The sequence below is a fragment of the Lentzea sp. NPDC102401 genome (assembly GCF_044765805.1).
GTDB lineage: Bacteria > Actinomycetota > Actinomycetes > Mycobacteriales > Pseudonocardiaceae > Lentzea > Lentzea sokolovensis.
This window is the reverse complement of sequence record NZ_JBIWKS010000016.1, coordinates 158,270-174,119: the sequence shown is the minus strand read 5'-3', so window position 1 is coordinate 174,119 and position 15,850 is coordinate 158,270. Positions and strand designations below refer to the sequence as shown.

Genomic DNA, 15,850 nt, shown 5'->3' with positions numbered 1-15,850 from the left:
GGCGGTTAACATCCGCGGGTGGTCGCCCTTGATCGCCTCGTGGACGTGCTCGGCAGTCTGGGCACGCATCTGGCCTGCGCGCCCAGGGGCCGTGACGCCGAACTGCGCGGGGTGGCTCTGCACGATCCGGCGGAGAACACGCCGGCCACGGCGGGCGATGTGCTCCTGGGGCTGGGCACACCATCGGTGGCCGCCGCGGCGCGTCTGGTGTCCTCCACCGCGGCTTCCGCCGTGGTGTTGCACGGGAAGCCGCCGCTCGACGAGCGGGTGATCGCCGCCGCCAAGAAGTCCGGTGCGGCGGTGTTGCTCGTGGATCCGTCGGTGCCGTGGGGGCAGCTCGCGAACGTCACGCAGACGCTGGTCAACGGCGGTACGCGGACCGGCGACCTGTTCGGTCTGGCGGATGTGATCGCGGGTGTCGTGGGCGGGCCGGTGACGATCGAGGACCAGCAGTCACGGGTGCTCGCGTACTCCTACCGGCAGGAGGACGTCGACCCCGTTCGCGTGCAGACCATCCTGGGGCGGCGTGTTCCGGAGGAAGCGCGGCGGGCGCTGGACGAGTTCGGCGTGTTCACGCACCTCGCGTCGTCGGACGAGCCGATCTTCGTGCCGAAGCTGACCCCGCAGCTGGGCAACCGGCTCGTCGCCGCGGTGCGGGCGGGTCGTGAGCTTCTCGGGTCGGTCTGGGTCGAGGTGACGGGGCCCGTCGACGCGGCCCGGAGTGCCGCGCTGGTCGACGGGGCGCGCACGGCGGCGTTGCACCTGCTGCGATCGCGGGCGTCGACCGACCTCGAACGCCAGGCCGAGGCCGACCTGGTGATCCGGCTGCTCGAACATCCGGAGTCCGCCGACGTCGCGCGTCTCGGCCTGCCGACCGCCGACCTGCGGGTGATCGCGGTCCAGGCCCACGCTGGCGAGGGCGAGCACGGGGCGGCGGTGCTCGCGTTCCAGCGGGCCACCGCGGGCTTCGGCTGGTCGCGGCCTGGGCGCAGCGCGTTGTTCGGCAACGTCCTCTACACGGTCATCCCGGCCGCCGATGACGCCGCCGGGTGGGTGCGCTCGCTGGTGCGCGAACTGCCCGCCGAGGCGACGGTGCTGGCGGGAATCGGTGGTCCGGCCGAGGCGACGCAGCTGCCGACGTCACGGCAGGAGGCGGATGAATGCCTCGCGCTCTCCACCGGTACACCCGTTGTGTACGACGACGCGTGGGCGAAGGTCCTGCTGCACAGGCTCGCCGCTGTCGCCGAGGCCGGACGGTTGCCTACCCGCGGGCCGATATCCAATATATTGCGGTACGACGCCGAGTACGGGACGCAGTACGCGACGACGTTGAAGGCGTGGCTCGCGGCTCAGGGCGACGTGCGGGCGGCCGCGAAGGAGCTCAACGTGCACCCGAACACGTTGCGGTACCGCATGCAGAAGATGTCCGAGGTGACGCCGCTCCCCCTCGACGATCCCGACCAGCGGCTCGCGATGGCCATCGCCCTCCAGATCACGCGATGACCCAGGCGGCGTGAAAGCATCTCCACCCGTGCACCCCGATCTTTCTGTTGACCTCTGCGCCCGTTTGCGCGGGGCGTTCGAGACCGCCGGCTACACCGCGGACGGCGTCGTGGAGGCGCTCGGCGCCCAGGCCCACTCCGCGCTCGGCCGAGGTGAGCCCGAACCCGCCCGCCGCGCCAGCAAGGACGCCGGGACGCTCGGCACGCTGATCCGCCTCTTCCTGCTGGGCGACCACGAGCCGGAGCAGGACGTCCGCAAGGCGCTCGACGGCGTCGGCATTGACGTCCTCGTCGCCAACGAGGTCCTGGCCCCCGCCCTCGACGCCGCGAGCCTGAAGGCCGGCCTGGACGTGCGGCCGTACGAGGACAACTGGTGGGTCATCGCCGACCTCGACTCCGACCTGCGCGGCAGCGCCGTCCCCGAGGACCACGTGCTCGGCGTCGGCCACGCGTCCATCAGCCTCGCCCGCGCGACCAAGCGCACGCCGGTCGGCACGCTGCTCGACCTCGGCACCGGCTGCGGCGTCCAGGCGCTGCACGCCAGCACGCACGCCGAGCGCATCACCGCGACCGACCTGTCCGAGCGCGCGCTGAGGCTCGCGCAGGGCACGTTCCGCATCAACGGGCTCGCCGTGGAGACGCTGCAGGGCGAGTGGTTCGGCCCGGTCCGCAACCGGCGGTTCGACCAGGTCGTGTGCAACCCGCCGTTCGTCGTCGGCCCGCCGCGCGTGGACTTCGTCTACCGCGACTCCGGCCTGGGCGGCGACGACGCGTCGGCACTGGTCATCCGGCAGCTGCCCGCGTTCCTCAACGAGGGCGGCGTCGGCCAGCTGCTCGCGTCGTGGGTGCACCGCAGGGGTGAGGACTGGGAGGAGCGCGTCTCCGGCTGGCTGCCGCGCGGTGGCATCGACGCGTGGTTCGTGCAGCGCGACATCGCCGAGCCCGCCCTGTACGTCGGCACGTGGCTCAAGGACGCGGGCGTCGACCCGCGCAGCCCCGAGGGGCGGCAGAAGGCAGCGGCGTGGCTGGACTGGTTCGAGGAGAACGACGTCCAGGGCGTCGGCTTCGGGTACGTGACGCTGCGGCGCACCGACGAGATGCACTCCCAGGTCATCTGCGAAGACCTGCGCCACGCCTACGACGACCCGCTGGGCCCGGAGGCGGCGCGCTGGCTCGACAACGTCGCGTGGCTGCGCGCGAATCCCGACCTGCTGAGCCGCCGGTTCCGGGTCGCCGACACCGTCCTGCTCGAAGAGGTGTCCGAACCGGGCGACGAGGGCTGGCGCAAGGTCGTCGCGCGCCTGCACCGCACCGACGGGCCCGGCTGGCAGCACGAGGTCGACGAGGCGACCGCCAGGCTCGTCGCCGGTTGCAACGGCTCTCTGCCGTTGGAGGACCTGCTCGCGCTACTCGAGTTCGCTTACGGAGAAATCGACGCGGAAGCGGCCTTGCCGATCGTTCGTGATCTCATCCGGCACGGAATGTTGATTCCCGCGTGAAAGCAGTTGTGGCGCGCGTCACAGAAGCGAGTGTCGAAGTCGAAGGGGACGTCGTCGGCGCGATCGACGAGCCCGGATTGCTGGTGCTGCTCGGCGTCCATCACGACGACACGGCCGAGCACGCTCGCAAAATGGCACAGAAGCTGCATGGTCTGCGCATCCTCGACGACGAGCAGTCGTGTGAGTCGACAGGTGCTCCACTGCTGGTCGTCAGCCAGTTCACGCTCTACGGGGACACTCGCAAGGGCCGCCGTCCGTCCTGGACGGCGGCCGCCCGGCCCGAGCACGCGGAACCCTTGGTGAACGCCGTCGTGCAGGAACTACGCCAAAAGGGCGCGCGCGTCGAAACGGGACGATTCAGAGCCGAGATGAAGGTACGGAGCGTGAACGACGGTCCGTTCACGGTGATCGTCGAGCTCTGACTAAACGGTTCTCAGGCAATCCTCAGATTAGACGCGCAACCGCTGTGACAGCGATGACGTCTTCAGGTCATGGAAGTCGGGAACGAATTCGGAATCGTCTTCGTTACCCAGGTATCAGCCAGCTAGCGATGGGATCCCGAGCGGGCCCGCCGCAACCGGCAACCAGGGCGCAGCGCCGCGCCGCCTTGACCGCCACGCGCGACTGTCCTGACCGACAGCAGCGTCGCCCGCACCAGGGGGAGGGAGATCCATGACCGTCACGAGGATCTCCGACCGTGAAGTCGGAGAGAACACGCCCGCCGTCGTCGAGCACGAACTCGACGCGCAGGGACCAGCAGCCGACCTCGTTCGAGTCTACCTGAACGGAATCGGCAAGACCGCGCTCCTCACGGCTGAGGAGGAGGTGGAGCTCGCGAAGCGCATCGAGGCAGGTGTGTTCGCGCAGCACGTCCTCGAGACGGCCAAGCGCCTCACCCCCACCCGCCGCGACGAGATGGGGGCGCTCGTCCGCGACGGCCGCCGCGCCAAGGACCACCTGCTCAAGGCCAACCTGCGCCTCGTCGTGTCGCTGGCCAAGCGCTACACGGGCCGTGGCATGCCGCTGCTGGACCTGATCCAGGAAGGCAACCTGGGGCTGATCAGGGCGGTCGAGAAGTTCGACTACACCAAGGGCTTCAAGTTCTCGACGTACGCGACGTGGTGGATCCGCCAGGCCATCACCCGCGGCATGGCCGACCAGGGCCGCACCATCCGCCTCCCCGTCCACCTCGTCGAGCAGGTGAACAAGCTCGCGCGGATCAAGCGCGACCTGCACCAGACGCTCGGCCGCGAGGCGACGAACGAGGAGCTCGCGAAGGAAGCCGGCCTCAACCCCGACAAGGTCGCCGACCTGCTCGACCACGCGCGTGACCCGGTATCGCTCGACATGCCGGTCGGCACGGAGGAGGACGCTCCCCTCGGTGACTTCATCGAGGACTCGGACGCCACCGACGCCGAGAGCGCCGTCATCTCCGGGCTGCTGCAGGACGACCTGCGCCGCGTTCTCGCGACGCTGGAGCCGCGCGAGCAGGCCGTGATCCGGCTGCGCTACGGGCTCGAGGACGGTCAGCCGCGCACGCTCGACCAGATCGGCAAGCGGTTCGGCCTGTCGCGCGAGCGGGTGCGTCAGATCGAGCGCGAGGTCATGTCCAAGCTCCGCCAGGGCGAACGCGCCGCGAAGCTGCGGGCCTACGCCTCGTAACCCCGGAATCGTCCCTGGTGGCGTTACGGTCGGGTCTCACCCGCCGAGCAGTATTGACTTGTGACTCAACTCACGGCACGGTCGGGCGTTACCAGAGCCACGCGACGCCCGTCGTGAGTCGGGTTAGCACGCGAAGGAAGGTCGGGACGGCCGGGGGCCGCCTCGGCCTTCCGCGTTTGCGGGACCCCCGCGAAAACGGTTGCGAAGAACACGGTGGACGGGGACCAGTGCGTCCCTTTGGTGGCGGTACGGTTTTCTGATCCGAACTGCACACCGTTGGAGTTGTGTACCCCGTGCCCACCACATTCGAGTACACCGACGTCCTCCCCCTCGCGAAGGACACCGAGACCGAGTACCGCCTCGTCACCTCCGACGGGGTCAAGCTCATCGAGGCCGGTGACCGCAAGTTCCTCCAGATCGCGCCCGAGACGCTGACGCTGCTCGCGAAGGAAGCGATCCGGGACATCCAGCACCTGCTGCGCCCGTCGCACCTCGCCCAGCTCCGCAAGATCATCGACGACCCCGAGGCCTCCGGCAACGACCGCTTCGTCGCCATGGACCTGCTGCGCAACGCCGCCATCTCGTCCGGTGGCGTGCTGCCGATGTGCCAGGACACCGGCACGGCGATCATCATGGGCAAGCGCTCCGAGACCGTCCTGACCGGCGGCGACGACGAGCAGGCGCTGGCCCGCGGCGTCTACGAGGCCTACCAGGAGCTCAACCTGCGTTATTCGCAGATGGCTCCGGTGACGTTCTGGGACGAGAAGAACACCGGCACGAACCTGCCCGCGCAGATCGAGGTGTTCCACAAGCCCGGTCAGGAGCCCGTCTACGAGTTCCTGTTCATGGCCAAGGGCGGCGGTAGCGCGAACAAGACGTTCCTCTACCAGGAGACGAAGGCGGTGCTGAACCCGAAGCGCCTCGCGTCGTTCCTGGACGAGAAGCTCCGTTCGCTCGGCACCGCCGCGTGCCCGCCGTACCACCTCGCGGTCGTCGTCGGTGGCCTGTCCGCCGAGCAGAACCTGAAGGTCGCGAAGCTCGCCTCCGCCCGCTACCTGGACAACCTGCCGTCCGAGGGCTCGGCGCTGGGCCACGCGTTCCGCGACACGGACCTCGAGCAGCAGGTCCTGGAACTGACCCGCAACTTCGGCATCGGCGCCCAGTTCGGCGGCAAGTACTTCTGCCACGACGTGCGCGTCATCCGGCTCCCCCGCCACGGCGCGTCCCTCCCGGTCGGCATCGCGGTGTCGTGCTCGGCGGACCGCCAGGCCAAGGCCCGCATCACGGCCGAGGGCGTGTTCCTGGAGCAGATGGAAAGCGACCCGGCGCGGTTCCTGCCCGAGATCGAGGGCGAGGACCTGTCCGACGAGGTCGTCCACATCGACCTCACTCGCCCGATGTCGGAGATCCGCGACATCCTCACCAAGCTCCCGGTGAAGACCCGCGTCTCGCTGACCGGTCCGCTGGTCGTGGCCCGCGACATCGCGCACGCCAAGATCAAGGAACGCCTCGACGCCGGCGAGGAGATGCCGCAGTACCTCAAGGACCACCCGGTCTACTACGCCGGTCCGGCCAAGACGCCCGAGGGCTACGCCTCAGGTTCGTTCGGCCCGACCACCGCCGGCCGCATGGACTCCTACGTCGAGCAGTTCCAAGCCGCGGGCGGCTCGCTGGTGATGCTCGCCAAGGGCAACCGCTCCCAGCAGGTGACCAACGCCTGCTCGTCGCACGGCGGCTTCTACCTGGGCTCGATCGGTGGCCCGGCGGCGCGGCTGGCGCAGGACTGCATTCGCAAGGTCGAGGTGCTCGAGTACCCCGAACTGGGCATGGAGGCGGTCTGGAAGATCGAGGTCGAGGACTTCCCCGCGTTCGTCGTGGTCGACGACAAGGGCAACGACTTCTTCGCGGAGACGTCGACCCCGACGCTGCAGATCAGTTTCCGCCGCTAGGGTCCCTCAGCGACCCCGAAGCCCCCGATCAAACAGTACGGTTGTCCCGTATTCGTTGCGATCGGGGGTTTCGCGTTGATCCACCACGTGCAGGTCACCTGTCCGGCAGGAGCCGAAGACGAGCAGCGCGCGTTCTACGCAGGCGTGCTGGGCTGGACCGAACTGCCCAAACCGCCGCTGCTCGCCGCGCGAGGCGGCTGCTGGTTCGCGGTACCCGGCGGCGGCGAGATCCACGTCAGCGTCGAGGACGACTTCCACCCCGCACGCAAGGCGCACCCGGCGTTCGTGGTCGACGTGACCGCGGTGGCCGAATCCGTGGCGGCAGCGGGCCACCCGGTCGTCTGGGCCGATCCCGCGGAGATCCCCGGCCGTCTCCGCTTCCACACCTTCGACGCCGCCGGCAACCGCGTGGAGTTCCTCGCCCACGCTGGAAACTGATATATCGGCTCGCTCACTCCGGTCGCTTCCCGGCCTTTGCAACGAGTCTTTTGCGGACGAAGTCCAAAGAGTCATTGCTAAGCAGCAGGTGAGCGGGGTCCGGCCGAGCACTGAGGTGGCGCACGCGAGGGCGTGTGGTGCGCCACCTCAGTGCCGGACGACCGCGAACTGCGGGGGGTGCCGGACGCTCAGCCGGTTTCCTCGCGGGCTTCGAGGACCAGGCGGCGGTTGCCCAGCGGCGCGTCCAGGCGGACGGTCAGCGGCACCTCACGGATCTCCTGGGTGCACACGGTGCCGGGGGGCTGCTTGGTGATCGTGACCAGCGTGATCTGGACGACGTCGGCCGACTGGCCGGTGATCTCGGCGCGGGCTTCCTTGCAGCCGCCACCGGCACCGAAGACCTCGACGTCACGGCCGTCGCCGAAGACGTAGGCCTCGTCGCGGTAGGTGTCTGACAACGATGTCGTGTCGACCTTGTCCTTCGCCACGGGCGTGACGCCGGGCGGTACGACGGGCTTCTGCTCCGAGATCGAGACCGGAGGCTGGACGGGAGCGGTGGGGTTCCCGCTCGACGAGCCCGTGCCGGGGGTGCCGCTCGAACCGGGCGCGGTCGTGCCCGTGGGCGCCCCGCCCGACGAGCTCGCGCCGGGTGCGCCGGACTGAGTGCCGGACGAGCAACCGACGAGCACGACGGCGAGAGCAACGACTGCGACGGCGTTTCTCATGCGCACCATCCTCGCAAACCGGGACGGGAAGTCCCTGTCAAATGTCCTGCGACCTGTCCGGTCGAACTTTCACCACGAAGGAGAAGAGGTACCCGGCCGGCGGGGCAGATGCCGGCCGGGCACCGTGGGGAGGAAGGTCTACTTCTGTTCCTGCCGCGACGTCAGCACGACCGTGCGCTCACCGAGGGGCTCGGAGAGCTGCACCGTCAGCGGAGGAAAGCGGATGTCCATGGTGCACATCTGCTTGGTCAGCGGCAGCGTCTCGAGCAGCTCGATCTTCACCGTGGCCGCGTTCTGCTCCAGCACGGACGCGCTCGCCTTGCCACATCCGCCCTCCTGGGCGACGACTCCGACGGTCTTCCCGTCGCCCTGAGTCCAGACGGTGCGCGGATAGTCCGGCGTCAGACCGTTGGCATCGAGCTTGGTCACGGGTTTACCGTCCGGCGGCACTTCTCCGGGTGCGATGTTCGGGGGCAGCTCCGAGGGTGAGGTGGCGGTCGGCAACTCCTGACCGCCACCTGCCCCGGTGCCCGCGTTCTGCGCGCTGCCACAGGCCGAGATGACGAGCAGCAGGACGCCAGTGCCAACTACGGTTCCTATGTGCCTCATGTTCAAAGGACGGAACCGCGCTCACAGCGGGTTGCAGTGACTTCTCTTCACAGTTAGCGGCTGACGGCCGCCACAGCCTCTCGCAGAGCTTCCAACCGTGCCGCGGACGCAAGACCTCCGTGGTAGAGGTGGAACTCCTCCACACCGGCGTCCAGATAGGCGAGCCACTCCTTCGACAACGCCGCGCCGTCGGCCGGTTTGGGCGGCAGCCCCAGCACGTACGCGGCGATCCGCGTGTCCGGTGCGGCGGAACGAAGAGCCTCGATGCCGGGGACAGCGATCTCCGGGCCAGGCCAGCACATCGTCGTCAGGACGTCGACGTCGGCGCCGACTCCCCCGGCCACGGTCGCGAACGGCCCAGTGCCCCAAGGGTCTGCCGTCACGTGCATTCCAACCCGGATCGAAGGCGCCGCGGCACGAATCTCGCCGACCAGCTTCTGCCGCAACGACCGCACCACGCCGGTGCGCACGGTCTGAACGTCCTCCGCGAGCGCACCCAACGCTTCCTCAACGCTCTGTCCATTCTTGGGTGCGCCGCGATCAACTCCGGCCCGGACCGCTTCGCGCAGGGCATCCGGGTCGGCGTACAGGGCGGTGCAGGCAGAGCAGAAGCACAGCGACAACAGCTTCTGCTGCACCGCGTTCCAGTCCGTGCCGTCGGTCTTCTCGTGGTGCCCGCCGTGGAAGAACCCCAGCGGCCCGCAGGCCTCCAGGATGATCCCGTCCGGCGCGCCGAGTTCCAGCACCTCGGACACCAGCACCGACGCGTACTCGACGACGTCGGGCTGCGCGGTGCACAACGCGTACGGGTAGCGATCCCCGAACGCGTTCACCACGGTCACATCGGGATGAAGGTCGCCCAGCCGCGAGTTGTGCGTCAGCACGGTCCACGCGTACACCGGCAGTCCGGCGGCACGAACCAACGCCGCCGCGGCACCGAACGAGTCCGAACCGTCCATCCAGGACGGTTCGGCGGGGGCCAACCGGCCGTACTTCTCCGAACGCACCGGTAGGTAGAACGCCGCATGCCTCGCGTCGACCATCCGATGCGAAGGGTGCAGCGGCGTCGCGGCCCGCACGGTGTGATACGACGCGGCAACGGCGATCGCGTCGACCCCGAGCTCCTGGTACCGCGTGACGGCCTCAGGGTCTCCGATCAGGTCCCACGGATAGGCGTGCACAACCGACTTCACCACCGGGGACGCTTCCTCTCGTAGCTCGGGTCGAACTTCTGCATGTAGCCCGTGTCGTCACGAGCCGTGATGCCGCAACGAACGTAGTTCTCGGCCATGCGCGCCAACGCGTCCCGGTCCAGCGTCACTCCGAGGCCCGGCGTGACGGGCACGGGCACGGCACCATCCACAAAGGACAGCACACCCGGCTCCACGACCTCGTCGGCCGCGTTCCACGGGTAGTGCGTGTCGCACGCGTAGTTCAGGTTCGGCGTCGCCGCCGCCAGGTGCGTCATCGCGGCCAGTGAGATGCCGAGGTGTGAGTTCGAGTGCATCGACAGGCCGATGCCGAACGTCTGGCAGATCATCCCCAGCTGACGCGACCGCTGCAGGCCGCCCCAGTAGTGGTGATCGGACAGGAGCACCTGCACGGCGTCCTGCTCCACCGACGGCTTGAGGTGCTCGAACGCGACCACGCACATGTTGGTGGCCAACGGCATCGGCGCCTTCGCGGCCACCTCCGCCATCCCGGAGATCTCCGGCGTCGGGTCCTCCAGGTACTCCAGCACGCCGTCGAGCTCCTCGGCGACCTTCAGTGACGTCGCCGTCGACCAGGCCGCGTTCGGGTCCAGCCGCAGCGGGTGCTCCGGGAACGCCTCACGCAGGGCGTGGATCGCCTCGATCTCCTGCTCTGGAGGGAAGACACCGCCCTTGAGCTTGATCGACCCGAACCCGTACCGCGAGATCATCTTGGTCGCCTGCGCCACGATGCCGGCGGGGTCGATCGCCTCGCCCCACTCGTCCGGCTCGGCGCCGGGGTGCCCGTCCCACTTGTAGAACAGGTACGCCGAATACGGGACAGCGGAGCGAACGGCGCCGCCCAGCAGGTCGTGCACCGGACGGCCCAGCGCCCTGCCCTGGATGTCCAGGCAGGCGACCTCGAACGGCGAGTACACGCGGTCGACGGTGCTCTCCGCCGTGATCTTCCCGGTCAGGCCGTGCTTGTCCTGCCCGGCCTTGCCGCCGAGAACGGCGGAGACCCGCGCGTGCATCTCGTTCAACGCGAACACGTCGAGGCCGATCAGGGAGTCCACAACGGACCTTGAGCGCTCCAGGTGCCCAAGGTCGCCGTAGGTCTCCCCCAGCCCCGAAATGCCCTCGTCGGTGTGCACCTCGACGATGGTGCGCAGCGCCCACGGCTCGTGGACGCCGGCCGAGTTCAGCAGCGGCGGGTCCCGGAACGCGATCGGTGTCAGAACAATCTCGGTGATCTTCATTCCGAACGCCCTCTCAGCTCAGCAGAGCCTTGCCCGCAGCGATGATCTTGTCGAGAGCGGCCAGGTGCTCGTCCAGCGGGTCGATCAGCGGCGGCCGCACGCCACCCACGTCGAGCCCGTTCGCGCGCACCGCGGCCTTCACCAGGGCGACCGCGTAGCCGGGAACCTTGTCCCGCAGCTCGACCAGGGGCTTGTAGAACTCGTAGAGGAAGCGGTTCACCAGTTCGGTGTCGCCGGACTGCACGGCGTTGTAGAAGCCAAGCGAGATCTCTGGCGCGAAGCAGAACACCGCCGACGAGTAGAGCTCGACGCCGATGCCCCGGTACGCGAGCTGGGTCATCTCCGCGGTCGGCAGGCCGTTGAAGAACTGGAACGGCTTGTCAACGTTGGCACGAACCGACAGCACGATCCGCTGCATCTGGTCGAGGTCGCCGATGCCGTCCTTGAAGCCCACGACGTTCGGGATCCGCGCGACCTCGACGGCGGTCTCCGGCGTGAACCGCGCGTTGTTGCGCTGGTACACGATGATCGGCAGTTCGGTGACGCCGGCGACCTCGGCCACGTACCGCACGAGTCCGGCGGCCGGGTTCGTCACCAGGTACGGCGGCAGCAGGAGAATGCCCTGCGCACCAGCACGTTCCGCCGCCTGGACGAACTGCTTGGTCGCCACGACCGAGCCGCCCGCACCGGCGAACACCGGCACCTTGCCCGCGGTCGCCTCGACCGCGACGGCCACCGCGCGCTCGAACTCCTCCAGCCCCAGGGCGTGGAACTCGCCGGTGCCGCAGGCGGCGAACACCGCGCCCGGCCCGGCGGAGACACCGTGCTTGACGTGCTCGGCGAGCACGTCGTACGCGATGTTCCCCTCGCTGTCGAACGGGGTCACCGGAAAGAACAGCACACCATCGAGTTGCATAACCAGACTCATCCCTTGATCGCTCCGGTGGTGATCCCACGCAGGAAGGACTTCTGCAGCGACAGGTACACGACCAGGCTCGGTACCAGCGCCAGCAACGCTCCGGCCAGCACGATGCCCGTTCCGACCTGGTCGTCGGAGCGAAGCGCGAGAAGTGCGACCGTGAGCGTGTAATCGGAGGGGTCAGCGGCGACGATCAGGGGGAGCAGGTACTGCTCCCAAATCATGTTGAAGCCGAACACGGCGATGACGCCGAGCGCGGGTTTGCACAGCGGGAGGATGATCTGCGCGAAGAGACGCAGCTCCCCGGCACCGTCCACTTTGGCCGCCTCCTCCAGTTCGCTGGGGATCTCCTTCATGAACTCCGTCATGACGAAGATGGAGAAACCCCAAGCCCCCAACGGGAGGATGACGCCGAGCAGGGTGCCCTTGAGACTCACGTGCACCAGTGGTAGGTCTCCGATCACCAGCGACAGCGGGATCGCGATGACCTCCTCCGGCAACATCATCGTGGCGAGAATGACCAGCAGTGCGATGGCCTGGCCGCGGAACTTCTTGCGCGCCAACGCGTAGGCGGCGAACACACTCACCGCCAGCTGCAACAGCAGCGCGCCACCGGCGATGATCAACGAGTTCATCAGGTAGTGCCAGATCTTGTTCTCCGCCGCGACCTGGAAGTTGATCAGCGACGGGTTGGCCGGGATCACCGACAGCTTGGTCGGGTCCGGGTTGTGGTCGAACGCGCCGGAGAAGATGACCAGCAGCGGGCCGCAGAAAAGGATTACAGCGAGGGCACTGAAAAGGAAGCGGACGGCCCTGCTGCCCCACGCGTCCGGCCTGGTGGACCAGCCGATGGCGCTGTCGAAGCGGCTCGAGTTGACGCTCATCGCGCCTCCTTCCTCCGGCGGTACCACTGCACGCTGACCGTCAAAATCAAGGTAACCAGGAACAAGAGCACAGAACCAGCCGAGGCGACTCCGGCCTCGGACTGTTCGAACGCCGTGGTGTAGACGCGGGTCATCCAGACGTCGGTCGACCCCGCGGGGCCACCTCCGGTGAGCACGTACACCTCGGTGAAGACGCGCAGGCCGCGGATCGCCGCCAGCGTCAGGAGGATGGTGATGACGGGCCGCAGCGCGGGGAGCGTGACGTTCCAGATCCGTTGCGGCGTCGAGGCTCCGTCGATCGCGGCGGCCTCGTACTGCTGGCGGTCGATGCCGGCGAGCCCGGCGAGGATCAGCACCATGTCGTACGGGGCGTGCTTCCAGATGCCCACGAACATGACCGACACCAGCGAGGTGTCCGTGCTGTGGATGTACTCCCAGGGCCCGAGGCCGACCCACGAGATGAGCTCGTTGAGGAAGCCTTCGGGCGCCGGGTAGAAGAACAGCCGCCAGATCTCGCCGATGACCGCGGTGGCCGCCACGACGGGCAGGAACACCGCGGACCGCACGAACCACAGCGACTTGGTGTGGCCTTCGAGCAGCAACGCGAGGAAGAAGCCGATCAGCATCGCGCCAACGGTCTGACCGCCGGCCAGCACGAGGGTGTGCCAGCTGGCGGTCAGGAACTTCTCGTCCTGCAGGATCGTCGCGTAGTTCTTGAACCCGACGAAGATGTCCCCGAGGAACGGCCGGACCTCGAACAACGAGAGCCGGATGCCCTCGCCCATCGGGATGAACTTGAAGACCAGGAAGATCAGCACGGCGGGGAGAAGAAAGAGCCACGGGACCCAGGCATTTCCCCTTGGGGTGGCTCCCGTGAGGCGACGCCGGCGGCGTCGCCTCACGGGGTGGGTTTCGACGGCACCGCCGCCACTAGCCGTCGAGCCCACGTCTCGGGTGTCGCCGAGTGACTGAACTGCGGTCACTTCGACGCCTTCTGGTTCTCGAGCTCCTTCTTCAGTGCTTCCGCGAGCGTCTTCAGCTCGGCCGAGGAGTCAGCGGGGCACTTCGCGAAGATGGAGTTCAGGGTCTCCGAGGTCTTCTGCCGGAACGGCGCGAAGTTCGGAACGCTGGGGAACGGCCGCGCCTCGCTGGAGTACACGCCCGCCACGGTCGCCCACCGCGGGTCCTTGTACGTCGCGTTGACGTCGACGGTCTTGTTGACGGGCAGGCGCACGACCGGCTGCGGGTCGCCCTTCATACCGGCCTGCTGTGCCTCGGGCGTGATCAGGTACTCGGCGAGCTTCTTCTGGTCGGCGGTCTTCGCGGAGCCGGCCATCTGGTAGATGTTCTCGCCCTCACCGAGCACCGTGGCGCCGGCCGGGCCCTTCGGGGAGGCGATGACCTCGTACTTGTCCTTGCCGACCGACTTGTCGAAGCGGCCGATCATGTACGGGCCGGTGAGGTAGATGCCGCTCTTGCCCGACTCGAACAGCGGATGCGCGTCGTTCGTGCCCAGGGTCAGCGAGCCGGGCTGCATGACCTTGTCCTCGCAGAAGAGCTTGCGCAGCCGTTCGACGGCCTTGGTCGACTCCGGCGAGTCGATGCCGACGCGGAACTTGCCGTCACCCTCGTCCTCGAGGATGTCGCCGCCGCCCTGCCAGATGTAGCTGGCCGCCCACCACGCGAGGTAGCCGCGGTCGGTCGTGCCCGGCACGAGCATGCCGTACGTGTCGTTCTGCCCGTTGCCGTCCGGGTCGTTCTGGGTGAAGGCCTTCGCGAGGTCGTCGAGCTCCTCCCACGTCGTGGGGATCGGCTTGCCGAGCTTCTCGCGCCAGTCCTTGCGGATCAGCGTGACCATCGCCTGGGTGGAGTAGGGGATGGCGTAGAACTTGCCGTCCGCGCCCTTCCCGTTGTTCCACGCGCGGTCGACGATGTCGCCGCTGCCCGCGACGTCGTCGCGGCTCACCTCGGTCGTCCAGCCCTGCTTGACGAAGTTGCCGAGAGAACCGGTGTCGGTGATGACGACGTCGGGGAGGTCCTTCGACGCGGCGCGCTGCTGCACCTGCTTGTCGAAGTCGTTGAAGATCGGCTTGTAGTCGACCTGCACGCCGGTCTTCTCGGTGAACGACTTGAAGATCTTCTCGTAGACCTTCGCGGTCGCCTCGGTCGAGCGGGTCCACACTTCGAGAGGCTTGTTCGGGTCCTTGGACGACGCCGCCGTGGTGCCACCGCTGCCACATCCTGCGAGCAGCGCTGCCACGCCGAGCGTGGCGATCGTGGTGGCTGTTCTACGGCGCATCGTCGGAGCCCTTCGTGTTCATGTATGTGAACGTGGGTCGTACTTGTGAACCTGAGTCAGGACTGTAAGAATCAGCACAGCAACGTGTCAAGGGAAAGTTTCTTCCCTGTTTCGAGGAGGCTTCAGGTGGCGTCGCCGATCGGCAAGGGCACAGCTCGTCCCGGTGCGGTGAAGTCCGCCGACCGCACGGTGGAGTTGCTTGAGGTGCTGTCCGCGTCGGACCGCAGGCTCACGCTCACGGAGCTGCACCGCGAACTCAGCTATCCCAAGTCCAGCCTCTACATGTTGCTGCAAACGCTGGTGGCACGCGGCTGGGTCGAGGTCGACGCGGACCGCGGCACCTACGGCATCGGCGTGCGCGCACTGCTCGTCGGTACGTCCTATTTGGACCACGACCCGGTGGTGCGCGCGGCGATCCGCGTGATGGAGCAGGTCCGTCAGGACATCAACGAGACCGTCCACCTTGCCCGTTTGGACGGCGCGGACGTCGTCTACCTGGCGAGTCGCGAGTCCGAGCACCACCTGCGGGTCGTCTCACGCGTCGGCCGCCGGCTGCCCGCGCACTCGACGTCACTGGGCAAGGCGGTGCTCTCGACGCGGACGCCGGAGGAGGTCGATCTGCTCCTTCCGGCCGAGCTGGCACCGCTGACGCCGAACACCGTGATCGATCGGGCGGCGCTGCACGAGCAGCTCGCCGGGTTCCGGAACGTCGGCTACGCGCACGAACGCGAGGAGAACACGCCCGGGCTGGGCTGTTTCGCGGTGGCGTTGCCTTACCGAAATCCCGTCCTGGACGCTATGAGTTGTTCGGTTCCCCTGGGCAGACTGGACCCCGAGCACGAGCGGCAGGTCATCTCCGCTCTGCTCGACGCCGCCCGGCAGATCACCGAACTCCTCCGCCAGTTCGGTCGCTGA

The 15,850-nt window shown here is 68.1% G+C and carries 15 protein-coding genes; 7 read left to right on the top strand and 8 right to left on the bottom strand.

Annotated elements, in window-relative coordinates; all coding sequences use genetic code 11:
• Positions 1-18 precede the first annotated feature (18 nt).
• The 6 genes from ACIRG5_RS41040 to ACIRG5_RS41015 all read left to right on the top strand — a co-directional run bounded on the left by ACIRG5_RS41040 (position 19) and on the right by ACIRG5_RS41015 (position 7,050).
• A complete protein-coding gene (locus ACIRG5_RS41040; RefSeq protein WP_402915539.1) occupies positions 19-1,503 on the top strand; it encodes a PucR family transcriptional regulator in 1,485 nt (494 codons plus the stop codon).
• A 28-nt stretch (positions 1,504-1,531) separates the two neighbouring features.
• Complete coding sequence (locus tag ACIRG5_RS41035) at positions 1,532-3,001, top strand: methyltransferase (RefSeq protein ID WP_402915536.1); 1,470 nt, start codon at positions 1,532-1,534, stop codon at positions 2,999-3,001.
• Positions 2,998-3,423, top strand: coding sequence for a D-aminoacyl-tRNA deacylase (gene dtd / locus ACIRG5_RS41030; RefSeq protein ID WP_402915534.1), 426 nt, complete (start codon positions 2,998-3,000; stop codon positions 3,421-3,423). Before ACIRG5_RS41035 ends, dtd begins: the two co-directional genes overlap by 4 nt.
• 250 nt (positions 3,424-3,673) lie before the next feature.
• Entirely contained in the window at positions 3,674-4,663 is a 990-nt protein-coding gene (locus ACIRG5_RS41025; RefSeq protein WP_258950595.1) for a sigma-70 family RNA polymerase sigma factor, read from the top strand.
• A 284-nt stretch (positions 4,664-4,947) separates the two neighbouring features.
• Positions 4,948-6,612, top strand: a complete 1,665-nt coding sequence (locus ACIRG5_RS41020; protein WP_402915531.1) for a fumarate hydratase — start codon at positions 4,948-4,950, stop codon at positions 6,610-6,612.
• Positions 6,613-6,687: 75 nt separating this feature from the next.
• The gene (locus tag ACIRG5_RS41015) at positions 6,688-7,050 is read left to right on the top strand and encodes a glyoxalase (protein ID WP_402915528.1); all 363 of its coding nucleotides are present in this window, start codon (positions 6,688-6,690) and stop codon (positions 7,048-7,050) included.
• 188 nt (positions 7,051-7,238) lie between these two features.
• Here ACIRG5_RS41015 and ACIRG5_RS41010 read toward each other — a convergent pair whose 3' ends face one another.
• The 8 genes from ACIRG5_RS41010 to ACIRG5_RS40975 all read right to left on the bottom strand — a co-directional run bounded on the left by ACIRG5_RS41010 (position 7,239) and on the right by ACIRG5_RS40975 (position 14,935).
• Positions 7,239-7,775, bottom strand: a complete 537-nt coding sequence (locus ACIRG5_RS41010; protein ID WP_402915525.1) for a hypothetical protein — start codon at positions 7,773-7,775, stop codon at positions 7,239-7,241.
• Positions 7,776-7,913: 138 nt separating this feature from the next.
• Positions 7,914-8,204, bottom strand: coding sequence for a hypothetical protein (locus ACIRG5_RS41005; RefSeq protein WP_402915523.1), 291 nt, complete (start codon positions 8,202-8,204; stop codon positions 7,914-7,916).
• 233 nt (positions 8,205-8,437) lie between these two features.
• Positions 8,438-9,580, bottom strand: a complete 1,143-nt coding sequence (locus tag ACIRG5_RS41000; RefSeq protein WP_402915520.1) for a hypothetical protein — start codon at positions 9,578-9,580, stop codon at positions 8,438-8,440.
• Positions 9,574-10,833 (bottom strand): glucarate dehydratase family protein, encoded by a 1,260-nt coding sequence (locus tag ACIRG5_RS40995; RefSeq protein ID WP_402915517.1) that lies wholly within the window; start codon positions 10,831-10,833, stop codon positions 9,574-9,576. The genes ACIRG5_RS41000 and ACIRG5_RS40995 overlap by 7 nt, the downstream gene beginning before the upstream one ends.
• A 13-nt stretch (positions 10,834-10,846) precedes the next feature.
• A complete protein-coding gene (locus ACIRG5_RS40990) occupies positions 10,847-11,749 on the bottom strand; it encodes a 5-dehydro-4-deoxyglucarate dehydratase (RefSeq protein ID WP_402915515.1) in 903 nt (300 codons plus the stop codon).
• Positions 11,750-11,757: 8 nt separating this feature from the next.
• Positions 11,758-12,636, bottom strand: coding sequence for a carbohydrate ABC transporter permease (locus tag ACIRG5_RS40985; RefSeq protein WP_402915512.1), 879 nt, complete (start codon positions 12,634-12,636; stop codon positions 11,758-11,760).
• Positions 12,633-13,454 carry a carbohydrate ABC transporter permease gene (locus ACIRG5_RS40980; RefSeq protein ID WP_402915510.1) on the bottom strand — a complete coding sequence of 274 codons (822 nt, stop codon included), beginning with the start codon at positions 13,452-13,454 and terminating at the stop codon, positions 12,633-12,635. Before ACIRG5_RS40980 ends, ACIRG5_RS40985 begins: the two co-directional genes overlap by 4 nt.
• A gap of 161 nt (positions 13,455-13,615) precedes the next feature.
• A complete protein-coding gene (locus tag ACIRG5_RS40975) occupies positions 13,616-14,935 on the bottom strand; it encodes an extracellular solute-binding protein (protein WP_402915508.1) in 1,320 nt (439 codons plus the stop codon).
• A gap of 126 nt (positions 14,936-15,061) precedes the next feature.
• Here ACIRG5_RS40975 and ACIRG5_RS40970 point away from each other — a divergent pair, with 126 nt between their 5' ends.
• Entirely contained in the window at positions 15,062-15,850 is a 789-nt protein-coding gene (locus ACIRG5_RS40970; RefSeq protein ID WP_402915505.1) for an IclR family transcriptional regulator, read from the top strand.

Excerpts from the sequence above, each read along its gene's own strand:
- ACIRG5_RS40975 (WP_402915508.1), bottom strand. The coding sequence starts at position 14,935 with ATGCGCCGTAGAACAGCCACCACGATCGCCACGCTCGGCGTGGCAGCG.
- ACIRG5_RS40990 (WP_402915515.1), bottom strand. The coding sequence starts at position 11,749 with ATGCAACTCGATGGTGTGCTGTTCTTTCCGGTGACCCCGTTCGACAGC.
- ACIRG5_RS41010 (WP_402915525.1), bottom strand. The coding sequence starts at position 7,775 with ATGAGAAACGCCGTCGCAGTCGTTGCTCTCGCCGTCGTGCTCGTCGGT.
- ACIRG5_RS40985 (WP_402915512.1), bottom strand. The coding sequence starts at position 12,636 with ATGAGCGTCAACTCGAGCCGCTTCGACAGCGCCATCGGCTGGTCCACC.
- ACIRG5_RS41025 (WP_258950595.1), top strand. The coding sequence starts at position 3,674 with ATGACCGTCACGAGGATCTCCGACCGTGAAGTCGGAGAGAACACGCCC.
- ACIRG5_RS40995 (WP_402915517.1), bottom strand. The coding sequence starts at position 10,833 with ATGAAGATCACCGAGATTGTTCTGACACCGATCGCGTTCCGGGACCCG.